Source organism: Planomicrobium sp. MB-3u-38, from assembly GCF_002836425.1.
GTDB lineage: Bacteria > Bacillota > Bacilli > Bacillales_A > Planococcaceae > Planococcus > Planococcus okeanokoites.
In genome coordinates this window covers 133,372-146,375 of the sequence record NZ_PJBO01000001.1, presented here as the reverse complement: position 1 = coordinate 146,375, position 13,004 = coordinate 133,372, and the positions used below count along the sequence as shown (strand labels likewise).

Below are 13,004 nucleotides of genomic sequence, written 5' to 3'. Positions count from 1 at the left end.
TTAGTACACCTCAATTTCTGTAAACATAAAATGGTGGCCCGTTCCGCAGTATTCATTGCAGAGAATTAAATACTTGCCGGGTTTATCGAAAGTATAGGCACGTGTCGTAATCTGGCCCGGAACGACCATCATATTCACTTTCGTGTCGTCGATCGTGAAACTGTGGACGACGTCCTTACTTGTTACTTTAAAAATGATTTCTTTGCCTGCCGGCACGCGCAATTCCGGTGCCGTATAGCTGAACGCACTGGCGACAATCGCCACCTGGTACGTGTCATCATCGATTTGGGTAACACCCGGATTATCGAATGGTGCTGTTTGATCGACTTTCTTCGGGTCGATCGTATCCATCCCGCCTGACGGATGATGGTCTTGCGAAAATGCCGTAATGCCTACAATGCTCAAGAATACAATTAAAGATATAATTCCAAAAACCAGCCAAATCTTTTCAAATTTATGCAAATGCATTAAAAATTTCTCCCCTCTGCTTCTTTCTCTATCTGCCTATATACATCATATAAACTACAACCCACATCACTACGATGATGACACCTACAACCATTACACTGGCAAGCGTCCCTCGCAGATCCATTCCATCATGCTCATTATTTTTGCTCATTTACTTTCACCTCTTACGTCATTCGTTCTATATTGTCAGCTTATGCTTTTCTGTTCCGTTGCATTGTGATAAATATCACACCTGGGCAAGTTTTTAGTGAAGTTGTCAATTTTCGGACAAAAAATGACGAAGAGTCCCATCGGCAGCCGGCCGATGTACCTGAACGCACGCAAATTGCTTTTTATCGCACGCATTTTGATTTAATCTCACGCAAGCGCCCCTTTATCGCACGCAATAAAATTTTTCCGCAAAAAAAGAAGCCTCCCCGTCTCCGGTTCGGCTTCCTAATCGATTTTGCATAAATAAATCGGGCATTCTTCACAATTGATCTCGTCTTTCAGTCTGGGAATCTGGTGGATGACGAGTTTGCCGTCTTTCATGGAAACGACGCCATCTTTTTTCAGATCATTCAGCATCCGGTTCACCACTTCGCGCGTCATCCCGCAGAAATTGGCCAGCTCCTGATTGGTCAGCACCATATCGATGAGAACCCCTTCCGGATGGCTTACGCCGTAGCTGTTGCTGAGGCGGATCAGCGTTGAGTATAGCGCGCCTTTCTTGCCATGCAGCAAAAGATCGCGGAATTTCGTCTGGGTCTTTTGCTGATCCATACCGGTCCAGCGCATAAATGCCATGGCCAGTTCCTGATCCCGCTGCAACGCTTCTTCCAGATCTTCAATCGTGATCTTGAGGCATTCGGTATCTTCAACCGCTTTGGCATCCAGCCGGTATTTGGAAGGTCCTGAGAACACCGTGATTTCACCGACCATCTGATTTACTCCGCAGATCTTCAAAGTCAGCTCCCGGCCTTCAGGCGTCACCTTTCCGATTTGGACTTTCCCTGACTTCACCAGGTAGATGCCTCTGATCGGATCGCCTTCCCGGAACAGGTAGCTTCCTTTCGAATATTTTCTGCTGGTGTGGCGGATGTCGCCATTTCCCAGCAACGCTTCATGTATTCCGATTTCCGTATTTTTTTTATTCAAATTGCTCCAACTTTCCTTGAATATCTTAGGTTAAGAATATCATATTAACAGTTTTTTGACGCAAAATTTTTGTATTTATTTCCTATTAAATTGAAAACCTTCTGCTGCATCAATTAATAACTATTTATCATGAAAAAGAAGGAAGATTGAAATGAGATAGAGAATTGGTTAAAGACAAGAGGTTTAAGGAGGAGATTGGGATGACTCTGAAATATTCTCATATACTGGTAGCTTTAGACGGCTCACGGCAAGCGGAATGGGCGTATAAAAAAGCGATGGACATCGCTTTGCGCAATAACGCTGTGCTGAATCTGGTCAATATTATCGACAACCGTTCTTTTGGTATGGTGGAAGCGTATGACAAAAACAGTGCAAAACGCGCGAAAATTGAAGCTCGGGATCTCTTGGCGAAGCACAAACAGGAAGCTGAAGCAGCAGGCGTTGAAACCGTGAATGTCATCGTCGAATATGGAGTCACCAAATCCGTCATTCCGAAAGAAATAGCTGAACGGACCGGCGCCGACCTGATCATCTGCGGTGCAACGGGACTGACTGGTGCGGAACGGATCATCATGGGCAGCATTTCCCAAAGTATAGTACGTTTTGCGAAATGTGATGTTCTTGTTGTCCGGACTGAAGAGGACGCCGCGAGGCAAGAGCAGGTAAGTGAATAAAATCTCTGAATATCTTCTACATCCCAGCCGTTTCCTGCCATGCAGGAGACGGTTTTTTCGATTCCGGCTTACTTCATTCTATTCTTGGCATGACTTAAGAACCTATTTTTTATATTTAGGTTTGATTGGATATGAAAAATGGAAATAGAAGTACAGGAGTCGGAAAACAATTAGCGTTTCTGCTTATTTTGTCTATTCATGTTTAGCAAATATAAATTGTAATATCAGCGAACTTCGGACAGGATGACACAGACAATTGTGCTGCTGACAACGCCGGAAAGGATCATTGGATTCTTTTTTGGCGTTTTTTAGTGAGTTTTATTGGATAAAAAAGGAAGGAGAGAGCATCATGAACCGTTTACAGGAAACAGCGGATGAAGTCTCCGCCTTGCTTGATGCAGAGGTTGAAGTTTTAGGGGAGACATGTGTTGTCAAGAAGAAAAGACGGTTGAATATCCATACGGACCAGAATAATTTCTCTTGTATCTTGGAGCTGGATATTTCCTTTAAGAACTTGAAAGATAATGGCCATGCTTTGAATATAGCGGAAATCCTTCTATTGCCGGAAGAATTGCCAGCCTTTACAGCGGCTTGGTCCGATTTTTATATACCGCTTCCCGTCAATTTCAAGCAGCGTTGCGAAACCAATCCCAATATCGTTTGTTTGCATTTGGAATCCATGGAATGCCCGAAAGATTTTGCGATGCGCCTGGCAGCCTGTTTAAAAGCGCTTGAGCCTCTTGAATCCGTAAGCTGACGCTGAAACTTTCAAGCATGACCATATAAATAAGATAAAAAAATCCGGATCCCAATTATAGGGATCCGATTTTTTTATCTTCAGGCTTTGCCGCCATATAATTGCTGAAGTTCCTCTTCTTTCATCGTGAACCGGTGTTCTTCGGCCGGAAATGCGCCGGACTTCACATCTTCCACATAGGCACTCAAGCCATTTTTCATGACGTTCCCCGCTTCCGCGTAGGAACGGACAAATTTCGGCAGATGATGTGAACCGTATTTGACAGTGTCGTGGTAAACGAGCACTTGGCCGTCCGTCTCACTGCCGGCACCGATACCGATAACCGGAATCGATACGGCTTCCGTCACTTCTTTGGCCAATTGATACGGAATGCATTCCAGCACCAGCATGAACGCACCGGCTGCTTCACATGCCTTCGCATCTTCAATCAGTTTTTTGGCCGCGTCAGCCGTCTTGCCCTGCACTTTAAAGCCACCGAGCACCCCCGCCGTCTGCGGCAATAAACCCAGATGCGCCACGACTGGGATGCCGGTGCGTGTCAGCAGTCTGGTGACATCCGTCACTTCATCCGCCCCCTCAAGCTTCAAAGCCTCCGCACCTGTTTCCTGAAAAATACGGACGGCGTTCTGCAAAGTGCGGTCAATGTCCCCGTGGAATGAAGCAAACGGCATGTCGACCACTAGAAATGTGTCCTGCGCTCCGCGGCGTGCCGCTTTGCCGTGATGGATCATATCTTCGATTGTCACTTTGACTGTGGAATCATAGCCGAGAACGACCATTCCGAGTGAATCTCCGACCAGGATAATATCCACACCCGCTTCTTCCGCGATTTTAGCGGAAGGGTAATCATAAGCCGTCAACATGGCGATTTTCTCGCCTTCTTTTTTCATCTTCGTAAATACAGCTGTGTTCTTCATCATTTTTTCTCTCCTTTTCAGGAAGAAAACCGGACATAAAAAGCCTTCTGTTCCAAATTGGACAGAAGGACAGGATTTTCATCGGCTGGTTTCCTCCGTCCCTGTCATTGATTGATCAAGGCAGAATGTTTTATGGGTTGCAATTGCTTTGCCGGTGCAGTTCCATCCGGATACCGCCCTCACTCACACTATAGCAGAAGCGGTAATAGTCTGACAATATTTCCCGCTTTATAAGAAAATGAAATCCATATGGACACACTTTCATTTCCAAGCAAATTTGATTAAACTTTTTCATATACCCTGTATAGTATACGATAGCTACTATTTTTCGGAGGTTCTTATGGCCATCATCAGTAAATTAACCATCATTCTAATCATTGCAATCAGCTTTGTCCTTGCATTTCTGGCTTTTTACCTGCTGAGTAATTTGCCAAAAGAACAGCGAAAACAGCAAATCAGTGAAATCACTTCGCAGCTGATCAACTTCGTGCTGTTCCTGTGGCTCGCAAAAATTTTATTGAATTTGCCTTTATTTGTCCAGGACCCGCTTGCAGTCCTTGCCTATCCAAGCAATTCGGAAGCTTTTTATCTGGCTGCGCTTTTTACTGGCATCCTGATCTATGTTAAAGCCAAACAGGTTAAACTAGCCGGTGGACGGCTGGCCCATACGTTTCTGCAGATTTTTTTGGCTGCCTCGTTTGTCTATGAATTCATCCAGTTGGCTTGGCGTGAAAACCCTTTTTCACTCCCTTATCTGGTGGTCTTCGGCCTTTTACTGGCGTTGTTCCATGGCTTGCAGGGACGGATGGATCCGCTGAATCAAATCAGCATCGTGCTGGCGGCCGCAGCAGCCGGCTTCTTTGCCATTCATTTCATGCTGCCGTATCTATCCGTTTTTGGGTACATTGTGGAACCCTGGTTCCTGGCCTTGTTTCTTGCCGCATGTTTCGGATTGCTTGTCACTGGGTCCTCAGACCGGCCCGATCCCGATTTAAATTAAATTTTGGAGGCTTCTTATGAAAAAAATTGTATTCTTCCTTATCATCGGCGCCATGCTGTCATGGGCCATCTACGATTTCACCATGACCGGCACTGATTCCGCCAATCAGCCAAATGACGTTGCATCTTCCGCTGCTTTCGGCGAATCTGCTGACACAGGTCTCGCTGTCGGTAAGACTGCACCCGATTTCACACTTGAAACTCTCAGTGGTGAACAAGCAAAGCTTTCGGATTTCCGGGGCAAACCGGTTTTCGTTAATTTCTGGGCTACCTGGTGCCCGCCATGCCGCGCTGAAATGCCGGACATGCAGAAACTCTATGACAATGAAGACATCGAAATCCTCGCCGTCAACTTGACCGATACGGAAAAAAGTGAAGATGGCGTAGCCACATTCGTCGAAGAAATGGGCTTAACTTTTCCGGTTCTGATGGATCCGAAAGGTGATATTTCTTCCGCCTACAATGTCAAAGCTTACCCTACGTCATACATGATTGATGCAGAAGGAAAAATCAGTTATATTGCTTATGGTGCCATGAATTATAATACGATGGTACAGGAGTATGAGAAAATGAAATGAGTTTTGGCACGGAGAGTATTTCCCGGGAAATATTATGAATATAGAAGCTCAAATCAGATAAAAGGGGTTTGTTAAATGTTTGCAGTAAACGTGGAAGGCGCCATTCACCGTAATGGCAAATGGCTGTTGATCCGCAGAAGTGAAAAAGAGGAACATGCCGGAGGCAGTTTGTCACTGGTGGGTGGACAATGTGATATCGAAGGCTTTTCCTCTGATATTCTCGAAAGAACCCTGGAACGGGAAATATTCGAAGAAGTCGGCTGTGAAGTTTCTGGCCTCAACTATGTAAACAGTTCTTCATTTGTGACGGATTCAGGAGTGAACGTCATCGATATCGTCTTTATATGCCATCACCGGGCTGGCGAGCCTTTTGCCAAAAGTGCGGATGAAGTCGATGAGGTTTTGTGGATGACGACTAATGAAATTCTGGGGCATGAAGAACTGCCCGATTACCTGAAAGTGAATATCCGTTTGGCGGATAAGATGCTGTAAAGGATGTTGCAGGGTGAGTAATTGCTTTATATAACATCACGTTTTCGACATTGATGAAGCGTTTATCGATGTTCAGGAAATTATATCGGCGTTCAGATCATTATATCGGCGCTCAGGAAATTATATCGGCGTTCAGATCATTATATCGGCGCTCAGGAAATTATATCGGCGTTCAGCCTATTTCAGCTGGTTAAGACAGAAAAAAAGGCGAAGCCATCGTTTTGGCTCCGCTTTTTCTTTACGCACGTTCAGTTATTTCCCGCCATTCATCTTCGAGTATTCCCATCTCCCAAAGGCTCCAGTAGTCATCGCCAAATTTTTGGTGGTCGCGCATCAAGCCTTCTTTTTGGAAACCGGCTTTTTCATAGCAGGCGATGGCCGCTTTATTGAAATCAAAGACACCCAGTGTGACCCGGTGCAAGTTAAGCTCATCAAAAGCGATTTTCAGCACTTGCTGGATCATCTGACAGCAAAAGCCCTTGCCTTTTGTGTTCGGGTCGCCCAAAATGACGCGGCCAATACGCGCAGATCGATTATTCCGGTCGATCCGGGACAAGGAAACATGGCCGACCAGTTTTTGTGTCTGCTCATCAATGACACTGTAGATATAGGAAGTTGAATCTTTCTTATTCGCGTCTTTCAAATACTCCATCAATTGAAACTCATTCAAAGGATAGACGAAGCTTGGTCCCGCCCATTGCAGCATGAACTCCGCTGTCTCCACCCAATCCATCAATTGCTTGAAGTCCTTCTGTTCGAAATAACGTAACGTAATCATCGAGGTCCACTTCCTCTTCAGTAATTTCAGCTCTTCATAGATAATCTACCCTACACCATTACGCTTTTAAATTGAATTCCTAAGTTTCTTTACATTTTAAACTCAGCCGCATTTTCTTTTCTGTTCCGTTCTTCCAGGTATTCATCAAGAACTGATCTTCTGGGTTTCTTGCCGATCATGATCTTATGGATTTCATTCAGCAGCATAAGTCCTCTGATCAGAAGACCTAATACAATTCCGAAAGCCAGCAGCCCCCCGACAAATGGCCCGAAGAATAATAAAGAATAGCCGAGAATCGTGCTTAACAATATAGCTATGAACAATTTCATTGTCATCCCCCTGATTTTCTCTATTTCCAACACTACTTTAACGTAATAGTTAGATTTACCGGTGCTTCATTTCCCGTTTTAGCATCCGAATCTGTCCTCTATGGCTGATTTCATCTTCAAGTACATGGAACCAAAGATAATAATTATTGTAAGAGACACCATTCGGCCACGTATTCTCTTCGAACAGCCACGCTTCGTCTTTCGTCTTCAGCTGTTTCAAAGTTTCTTTCCGGACTTCCGCCAGTTCCTCAAGATAAAATTCGAGAGGACGATCTTTGATATCGCGTCTCCCTTCATCTCCAAGGTCGACTGCAGATCCCCAGTACGCCATCTCCTCTTCAGTAAAATCCCGCTTCTCGAACGAGATCACCTGATGCACTTTTTCTATTGCGGCGATGTGCAGCAGCAGCGCACCAATCGAATTGCTGTGACGTGTTTTTAAATGATCCAGTTGCTGCTGGGTCAATCCGCCGATTTCCCAAAGTGTGACAGCACGCGCATGTTCCAGCATCGACACCAGCTCACCGATTTTATCCGGATAGCCTTTTGACGCTTTAATGACATAATCGATCATCTAATCCATCTCCTTTTTGTAATACACCAATGTGGCTCTGTCATTGATCTTCCGTTCCTTGGCTGTACGCTGATATCCAAGTTTTTCATACAAATGGCAATTACCCGCTTCTTCAGCGAGCGTCGACAGTTCCCAAATTTTATCGTCTGCGAATAGCTCTTCCGCCATCGTCATGGCAGTTTGCGCAATGCCTTTTCCTTGGTGGGCTGTGCCAATAAAGATTGGACTGATCCACAGGCTTCCCTGTTTTTCTTTGCGCACAATATGAATGGCGCCGGCCAGTTCGTCCTCAGCCAGAATCATGTAATAACGACTGTCAGGATTTTTGATGCGGCTGACCGTTTTTTCCAGCGGTTCTGTCGCAGGGCTCGTGCCGTAATCCCTGTATTTTTTCAGCAACGGCGTAAATGCTTCCAGCTGCATTCTGTGTATCGCTTCAGCGTCGGATTCGGTTGCCTCCCGCAATGTAATTCTCATCTATCCCGCCTCATATGCTTCAGTCTTTTTCCACCATCGTCAAAAACACCGCAAAGTCCGTCTTAAATTCAGCCTCTTTTTTGAATCCGAACTTTTCGTAAAGGCGGATGGCGCGTTTATTGAATGTGGCCACTGTCAGCCGCAATGGCTTACCAGGCTGCTGTTGAAGGATCTCCTGCTCTATATAAGCGAAAAAATCGCTGCCCAAGCCGTGCCCCGTTTCCGCCGGCTTCATGCCAAGACCGAAATCGATGCAGCCATCAGGATAAACCCCAATTATCCGGCCGGCCGGCACTTGCGCGGAATTGCCGGTACAATAAAATCCGAAGAGTTCCCCTTTTTCATTGCGGACCGCCCAGTATGTACCAGCCATGATTTCACTCATCGATTCGTCGTTCACACTATTATTATAAAAATCATAAGGATAGGAATAGCGCCAGTTCAGGATTTCCGCGGCGATACTTTCGGTCATTGGTTCTGATGTGAATTTCATGAATGCACCTTCTTTTATCATGTTTCTTTAGCACCGAGATATTCTGTTTCCAGCTCCTCCTCTTTCCCTGGCGACACAAAATACACTTTCGCTTCTGGCCGGGAACTGACAATCCTCTTTATTTCTCCGTTGACGTAATGAATGGCCGCCCCGTCGTCTGCGGCAATTCCCGGCTGCAATGTGCCATCGTCTACCAGCTTCCGATACGTGGGCCGTCTTTCGGCTTCGCCGTCGTAATGCGGACAGTTGCTGCCACTCAGGAAACCGAGCGCTTTCAGCGGCTCCAGCTTATCGCCGTAGGAATCGGTCACGCCTTCCTCGAACCAGCAGATCGATCCCGCGCTGATGCCGGCCAAGACGATTCCCTGATCCAGCGCTTTGCGCATGATTTCATCCAGCCCCCATTCCCTCCAGAGGGCCAACAGATTTTTCGTGCTGCCTCCGCCCACATATATGATGTCCTTATCCAGCACATAATTTTCCAGGTCCCTGACCGGCGGCTTAAATAAAGACAAATGGCTCGTCTCGCAGTTTTCCCCATTGAAGAAGTTATAGAAATTCTGGATCATGTTTTCATTGTCGCCAGCGGCCGTGCCGACATAGCAGATTTTCGGCTTGTCTTTTCCGGCCTGCTTCAAGATATAACGGTCGAGCAGCGGATTTTCCGGTTCCATCAGGAAACCGCCTCCGCCCATTGCGATAATTTGTTTCATAAGTGTTCGCTCCTTCGTTTTCAGTCAGGTTTTCTATTGAGTTTTTGCGAGTTGGGCGTATTTGGGTGAAAGTTGGGCGTATTTGAACAAGAGTTGGGCGTAAACTGAAAATGCCTGGCAGCTGCAGTTCATCGATTGAGCGGATCGCTTTGTATAGGTAAATATTACCGTTCAAACCGCCTCATTACAATGCAATTCGGAACATTTTGATTTGCTTGCCATAACGTACCCCTATTTTCTGGCAGATGAGGTAAAATGGTTTTATTAAAGATTTTATTCCAATTGCTGATTCTAAAAATGGTTTTAGGAGGAATGCGGGTGGATGTGGATACGGTTTTGAATTTATATATTTTCTTCCTAGCCGCTGCAGCTGTCCTGTGTATGGTGATCGCCTGGTTTGTCACTCGGATTTCCGAGAATCTTTTGATCGGTTTTGTCAGCATTTTCATCGCCAGCCTGCTCAGTTTGATGCTGATCTTCGGCTGGTTCCAGTCCATGACTATGGATGCCGCGGAAGACAACATCCACTGGATTTTCAGCTACGGCCTGGTGCTTCTGCTTTATCCGGTCTACCTGTTCATGAATTGGTTCATCTTAAAAAGAGCCCGGGGTGTCCGGGCAGAAGATTAGCCCTCCCGGTTTCAATACCGGGATTTTTTTATGCGAATAAAATATTTTATTTCATATGAACTTTTTCGGCACTGCCGTGTCTAATGTGTAACCGGAAAGAAATGAGGTGTGGGTTGTGGACGATATTGAAGTCGCCCGAAGAGCGATAAAAGGTGATGAAGAAGCATTCGTCACGTTGATGCAAATACATAAAGAAGCCTTATTGCGGACGGCTTTGGCTTTCTTGAAAAACGAGCACGATGCGCTGGAAGCATTGCAGGAGACGACTTACCGTGCATTCAAGAAAATCGGCACTTTAAAAGAACCTGCTTATGCCAAGACCTGGCTCATCCGCATCACGATCAACTATTGCCAGGATCAATTAAAAAAAGACAAACGTTACGTTAGAAATGGAAAATCAGCGGATTCCGCTGTATCTGACGACCTGACGCAGCTGGAATTGCAGGAAGCTTTAAGCATCTTGTCGGCCGATGAGCAGCAATTGATCTATATGAAGTATTTTCAGGATGTCAAAATCAAAGACATCGCTGCACTCGAGAAAATCCCGGAAGGCACCGTAAAATCACGATTGCATAAAACATTGCGGACACTGCGCAGCCATTTCGAAGGAAAAGGAGAGATGGACCATGTATGAAAAAGAGGAACAGAAATTGACTGGTTTCAAAGATCGCCTTGAACAGGTCGCTCTTCCTTTGGAAGCGGCGGATGGCGCAATCATGCAGGGACTGGAACGGGCGAAACGTGAAAAGCTGCAAGCGCGAGCCAAGCGCAAGCGTACTCTTTGGAGTTTGGCGGCTGCGGCGTTGATTATACTGACCTTGGTGACGACGATCCGCGTGTCCCCCGCTTTTGCCAATGCGGTGGCCTCGATTCCGGGTATGGAGAAATTTGTGGAATTGATCCAGAATGATAAAGGATTACAAGGCGTATTTGAAAACGAATATTACCAGCCGATCGGCGAGTCGCAAACGATTGGCAACGCAACGCTGACGATCGATGGCGTTATATTGGATGAGTCGGGGATGAATATTTTTTATACGATTGAGTCGGCTGTGGAGATGGGGGATATCTCAATCAATCCGATAGCTCTGAAAAATCAAGAAGAGATTTCTCCTGATGGTATGTCTTGGCATCATTCTGATTTTGAAGAAGGTTCTCCTAAAATTTTTCAAGATGTTTTAAGTTATAAGTTTTCAGAGTCCACGAAATTCGAAGATCTGAATTTCACACTCGATATGCAAGTTAAGTTGAATGGCAATGAATTCGATTTCTCCATACCTTTTACAGTGCCGGAGAATGTGAAGCCAAGTATCGTGTATGAAATGCATGAAGAAGTTGAAGTTGAAGGACAGAAGTTTACAGTAGAAGAAGTAACTATTCATCCGCTTCGGATTGGAATCCGTCTCACCTTCGATCCGGATAACACGAAAAAAATTCTACAGTTTGAAGACATCCGCCTTGAAAATGAAGACGGCGAAGCCTGGAGTTCCATCGCAAATGGCATCTCTGCGAGTGGAGAGGCTGAGGACGGCGAAATCGTTTATTATCTGCAAAGCAATTATTTCGAAACCCCGAAAAAGCTTTATCTGCGCATCAATAAAATGCAGGCAGTTGATATTGAAGATTCCTATTTCCTCGTAGACACTGATGAGAATTTATTGCTTCACAGCCCGAAAGATGGTCGATTAGAATTGATTGAATCGAATCGTTCCGGAATTGAAATGATTTTGAAACAGGAAGATCAACAGGATCACACGTATGGAATCGATAAAAAGATTACAGATGCCAATGGGGAGTTACTGGATATACAGTCTTCAGGAATATCTTCGGGATATGAAGGCAAGCAGGATATCAGTATAGATATCAATGACAATGGCTACATCAACCCAGTAAGAGTTGATCTTTTCGCCTACCCCAACTACATCAACGGAGACGTTAAAATTGAACTGAAAAAATGACAAGCGTACACTAAAGGGCAGGAACCTTCTTGAGGTTCTTGCCTGTTTTATTTCAATGAAAGGCAATTCGCATGCAATATATGGAAATGGAGTGAATCGAAGATGAGCAAAACAGCAATCATCACTGGTGCCAGCAGCGGCATCGGACAAGCAGCAGCAAAAGAGTTAGCGAATAAAGGATTTTCCGTCATGCTGGCGGCGCGGCGCGAAGAACGCCTCGTGGAATTGAAGAAGGAAATCGAAGACGCCGGCGGACGCGCGGCTTATAAAGTGACGGACGTTACGTCAGCCGAAGAAATGAAAAAATTGGCCGAGGCCACAATCGAGCAGTTCGGACAAATCGACGTTCTGCTGAACAACGCGGGCTTGATGCCTTTATCATTCATGAATAAATTGAAGATCGACGAGTGGGACCGCATGGTCGACGTCAATATTAAAGGTGTGCTTTACGGTATCGCAGCCGTGCTTCCGCATATGGAAGAGCGCAAGGAAGGCCACATCATCAATATTTCTTCGGTGGCCGGCCATGACGTCACAAAAGGCAGCGCCGTTTACAGCGGAACGAAATTCGCCGTGCGCGCCATTACAGAAGGTTTGCGCCAGGAACTTGATCCGGCGATGAATATCCGCGCGACGATCGTGTCACCGGGTGCCGTTGCGACGGAACTTACGGAAACAATTACGGACAAGGATATCCTGTCGGCCTTTTCGAATGGCCCGTCCATGGAATTCCTGCAGGCGGAAGACATCGCGCGCGCGATCGGGTATGCCGTCGAGCAGCCGGCGCATGTCGATGTGAATGAAATATTGATCCGCCCGAGACAACAAAAATAATTTGTGGCAATCCCCCTGGAGATTCTTTTTCCAGGGGGATTTTTGCTGAACGCCGATAAAACTTTTTAATCGCACGCATTTTTGTCTAACCGCCCGCAAAAATTTTTAACCGCCCGCAAGCCCCCTGGAATTTTGGATTCCAGGGGGCTTTTTCGCGGAACGCGCATAAGTGATGGCTAATCGCGCGTATTTTTTT

Annotated in this window: 19 protein-coding genes; 9 read left to right on the top strand and 10 right to left on the bottom strand. The window is 45.8% G+C overall.

Features of this window, described 5'->3' with window-relative positions; translation table 11 throughout:
* The 3 genes from CXF70_RS00855 to CXF70_RS00845 all read right to left on the bottom strand — a co-directional run bounded on the left by CXF70_RS00855 (position 1) and on the right by CXF70_RS00845 (position 1,578).
* Positions 1-468 carry a cytochrome c oxidase subunit II gene (locus CXF70_RS00855; protein WP_101801092.1) on the bottom strand — a complete coding sequence of 156 codons (468 nt, stop codon included), beginning with the start codon at positions 466-468 and terminating at the stop codon, positions 1-3.
* Positions 469-496: 28 nt separating this feature from the next.
* Entirely contained in the window at positions 497-619 is a 123-nt protein-coding gene (locus tag CXF70_RS00850) for a cytochrome C oxidase subunit II (RefSeq protein ID WP_084243565.1), read from the bottom strand.
* Positions 620-903: 284 nt separating this feature from the next.
* Positions 904-1,578 carry a Crp/Fnr family transcriptional regulator gene (locus tag CXF70_RS00845; protein WP_369916913.1) on the bottom strand — a complete coding sequence of 225 codons (675 nt, stop codon included), beginning with the start codon at positions 1,576-1,578 and terminating at the stop codon, positions 904-906.
* A gap of 227 nt (positions 1,579-1,805) precedes the next feature.
* On the opposite strand from CXF70_RS00845, the gene CXF70_RS00840 reads away from it, so the two are divergent.
* Positions 1,806-2,279, top strand: coding sequence for a universal stress protein (locus CXF70_RS00840; protein WP_101801091.1), 474 nt, complete (start codon positions 1,806-1,808; stop codon positions 2,277-2,279).
* Positions 2,280-2,628: 349 nt separating this feature from the next.
* Positions 2,629-3,036, top strand: coding sequence for a DUF1259 domain-containing protein (locus CXF70_RS00835; protein WP_101801090.1), 408 nt, complete (start codon positions 2,629-2,631; stop codon positions 3,034-3,036).
* Between the two features lie 80 nt (positions 3,037-3,116).
* Here the strand turns inward: CXF70_RS00835 and panB are convergent, their stop codons facing one another.
* Complete coding sequence (gene panB, locus CXF70_RS00830; RefSeq protein WP_101801321.1) at positions 3,117-3,953, bottom strand: 3-methyl-2-oxobutanoate hydroxymethyltransferase; 837 nt, start codon at positions 3,951-3,953, stop codon at positions 3,117-3,119.
* A 340-nt stretch (positions 3,954-4,293) separates the two neighbouring features.
* Between panB and CXF70_RS18285 the strand changes: the two genes are divergently transcribed.
* The 3 genes from CXF70_RS18285 (at position 4,294) to CXF70_RS00815 (ending at position 6,022) form a co-directional block, all read left to right on the top strand.
* The gene (locus CXF70_RS18285) at positions 4,294-4,953 is read left to right on the top strand and encodes a hypothetical protein (RefSeq protein WP_199172766.1); all 660 of its coding nucleotides are present in this window, start codon (positions 4,294-4,296) and stop codon (positions 4,951-4,953) included.
* 16 nt (positions 4,954-4,969) lie between these two features.
* Positions 4,970-5,530 (top strand): peroxiredoxin family protein, encoded by a 561-nt coding sequence (locus CXF70_RS00820; RefSeq protein ID WP_101801089.1) that lies wholly within the window; start codon positions 4,970-4,972, stop codon positions 5,528-5,530.
* Between the two features lie 75 nt (positions 5,531-5,605).
* On the top strand, positions 5,606-6,022 hold the full coding sequence (locus CXF70_RS00815; protein ID WP_101801088.1) for an NUDIX hydrolase: 417 nt from the start codon (positions 5,606-5,608) through the stop codon (positions 6,020-6,022).
* 238 nt (positions 6,023-6,260) lie between these two features.
* Here CXF70_RS00815 and CXF70_RS00810 read toward each other — a convergent pair whose 3' ends face one another.
* The 6 genes from CXF70_RS00810 to CXF70_RS00785 form a co-directional block, all read right to left on the bottom strand.
* Positions 6,261-6,800 (bottom strand): GNAT family N-acetyltransferase, encoded by a 540-nt coding sequence (locus CXF70_RS00810; protein WP_101801087.1) that lies wholly within the window; start codon positions 6,798-6,800, stop codon positions 6,261-6,263.
* 89 nt (positions 6,801-6,889) lie between these two features.
* A complete protein-coding gene (locus CXF70_RS00805) occupies positions 6,890-7,129 on the bottom strand; it encodes a hypothetical protein (RefSeq protein WP_101801086.1) in 240 nt (79 codons plus the stop codon).
* 55 nt (positions 7,130-7,184) lie between these two features.
* Positions 7,185-7,703 (bottom strand): DinB family protein, encoded by a 519-nt coding sequence (locus CXF70_RS00800; RefSeq protein WP_084243557.1) that lies wholly within the window; start codon positions 7,701-7,703, stop codon positions 7,185-7,187.
* Positions 7,704-8,180 (bottom strand): GNAT family N-acetyltransferase, encoded by a 477-nt coding sequence (locus tag CXF70_RS00795; protein ID WP_101801085.1) that lies wholly within the window; start codon positions 8,178-8,180, stop codon positions 7,704-7,706. It abuts the gene before it with no gap.
* Between the two features lie 19 nt (positions 8,181-8,199).
* The gene (locus tag CXF70_RS00790) at positions 8,200-8,673 is read right to left on the bottom strand and encodes a GNAT family N-acetyltransferase (RefSeq protein WP_101801320.1); all 474 of its coding nucleotides are present in this window, start codon (positions 8,671-8,673) and stop codon (positions 8,200-8,202) included.
* A 17-nt stretch (positions 8,674-8,690) separates the two neighbouring features.
* Entirely contained in the window at positions 8,691-9,386 is a 696-nt protein-coding gene (locus tag CXF70_RS00785) for a Type 1 glutamine amidotransferase-like domain-containing protein (RefSeq protein ID WP_101801084.1), read from the bottom strand.
* A 318-nt stretch (positions 9,387-9,704) separates the two neighbouring features.
* Between CXF70_RS00785 and CXF70_RS00780 the strand changes: the two genes are divergently transcribed.
* From CXF70_RS00780 to CXF70_RS00765, 4 genes are all read left to right on the top strand, one after another.
* Positions 9,705-10,016: a hypothetical protein gene (locus CXF70_RS00780; RefSeq protein WP_101801083.1), complete on the top strand. Its 312-nt coding sequence runs from the start codon at positions 9,705-9,707 to the stop codon at positions 10,014-10,016.
* 115 nt (positions 10,017-10,131) lie between these two features.
* A complete protein-coding gene (locus tag CXF70_RS00775) occupies positions 10,132-10,650 on the top strand; it encodes a sigma-70 family RNA polymerase sigma factor (RefSeq protein WP_101801082.1) in 519 nt (172 codons plus the stop codon).
* Complete coding sequence (locus CXF70_RS00770; RefSeq protein WP_101801081.1) at positions 10,643-11,974, top strand: DUF4179 domain-containing protein; 1,332 nt, start codon at positions 10,643-10,645, stop codon at positions 11,972-11,974. Before CXF70_RS00775 ends, CXF70_RS00770 begins: the two co-directional genes overlap by 8 nt.
* A 102-nt stretch (positions 11,975-12,076) precedes the next feature.
* Entirely contained in the window at positions 12,077-12,808 is a 732-nt protein-coding gene (locus CXF70_RS00765; protein ID WP_101801080.1) for an SDR family oxidoreductase, read from the top strand.
* The last annotated feature ends 196 nt before the right edge of the window (positions 12,809-13,004 follow it).

What these genes read in the sequence shown, in the direction of transcription:
- CXF70_RS00855 (WP_101801092.1), bottom strand. Translation starts at nt 468, where the DNA reads ATGCATTTGCATAAATTTGAAAAGATTTGGCTGGTTTTTGGAATTATA.
- CXF70_RS00850 (WP_084243565.1), bottom strand. Translation starts at nt 619, where the DNA reads ATGAGCAAAAATAATGAGCATGATGGAATGGATCTGCGAGGGACGCTT.
- CXF70_RS00840 (WP_101801091.1), top strand. Translation starts at nt 1,806, where the DNA reads ATGACTCTGAAATATTCTCATATACTGGTAGCTTTAGACGGCTCACGG.
- CXF70_RS00835 (WP_101801090.1), top strand. Translation starts at nt 2,629, where the DNA reads ATGAACCGTTTACAGGAAACAGCGGATGAAGTCTCCGCCTTGCTTGAT.
- panB (WP_101801321.1), bottom strand. Translation starts at nt 3,953, where the DNA reads ATGAAGAACACAGCTGTATTTACGAAGATGAAAAAAGAAGGCGAGAAA.
- CXF70_RS18285 (WP_199172766.1), top strand. Translation starts at nt 4,294, where the DNA reads ATGGCCATCATCAGTAAATTAACCATCATTCTAATCATTGCAATCAGC.
- CXF70_RS00820 (WP_101801089.1), top strand. Translation starts at nt 4,970, where the DNA reads ATGAAAAAAATTGTATTCTTCCTTATCATCGGCGCCATGCTGTCATGG.
- CXF70_RS00815 (WP_101801088.1), top strand. Translation starts at nt 5,606, where the DNA reads ATGTTTGCAGTAAACGTGGAAGGCGCCATTCACCGTAATGGCAAATGG.
- CXF70_RS00810 (WP_101801087.1), bottom strand. Translation starts at nt 6,800, where the DNA reads ATGATTACGTTACGTTATTTCGAACAGAAGGACTTCAAGCAATTGATG.
- CXF70_RS00805 (WP_101801086.1), bottom strand. Translation starts at nt 7,129, where the DNA reads ATGAAATTGTTCATAGCTATATTGTTAAGCACGATTCTCGGCTATTCT.
- CXF70_RS00800 (WP_084243557.1), bottom strand. Translation starts at nt 7,703, where the DNA reads ATGATCGATTATGTCATTAAAGCGTCAAAAGGCTATCCGGATAAAATC.
- CXF70_RS00795 (WP_101801085.1), bottom strand. Translation starts at nt 8,180, where the DNA reads ATGAGAATTACATTGCGGGAGGCAACCGAATCCGACGCTGAAGCGATA.
- CXF70_RS00790 (WP_101801320.1), bottom strand. Translation starts at nt 8,673, where the DNA reads ATGAAATTCACATCAGAACCAATGACCGAAAGTATCGCCGCGGAAATC.
- CXF70_RS00785 (WP_101801084.1), bottom strand. Translation starts at nt 9,386, where the DNA reads ATGAAACAAATTATCGCAATGGGCGGAGGCGGTTTCCTGATGGAACCG.
- CXF70_RS00770 (WP_101801081.1), top strand. Translation starts at nt 10,643, where the DNA reads ATGTATGAAAAAGAGGAACAGAAATTGACTGGTTTCAAAGATCGCCTT.
- CXF70_RS00765 (WP_101801080.1), top strand. Translation starts at nt 12,077, where the DNA reads ATGAGCAAAACAGCAATCATCACTGGTGCCAGCAGCGGCATCGGACAA.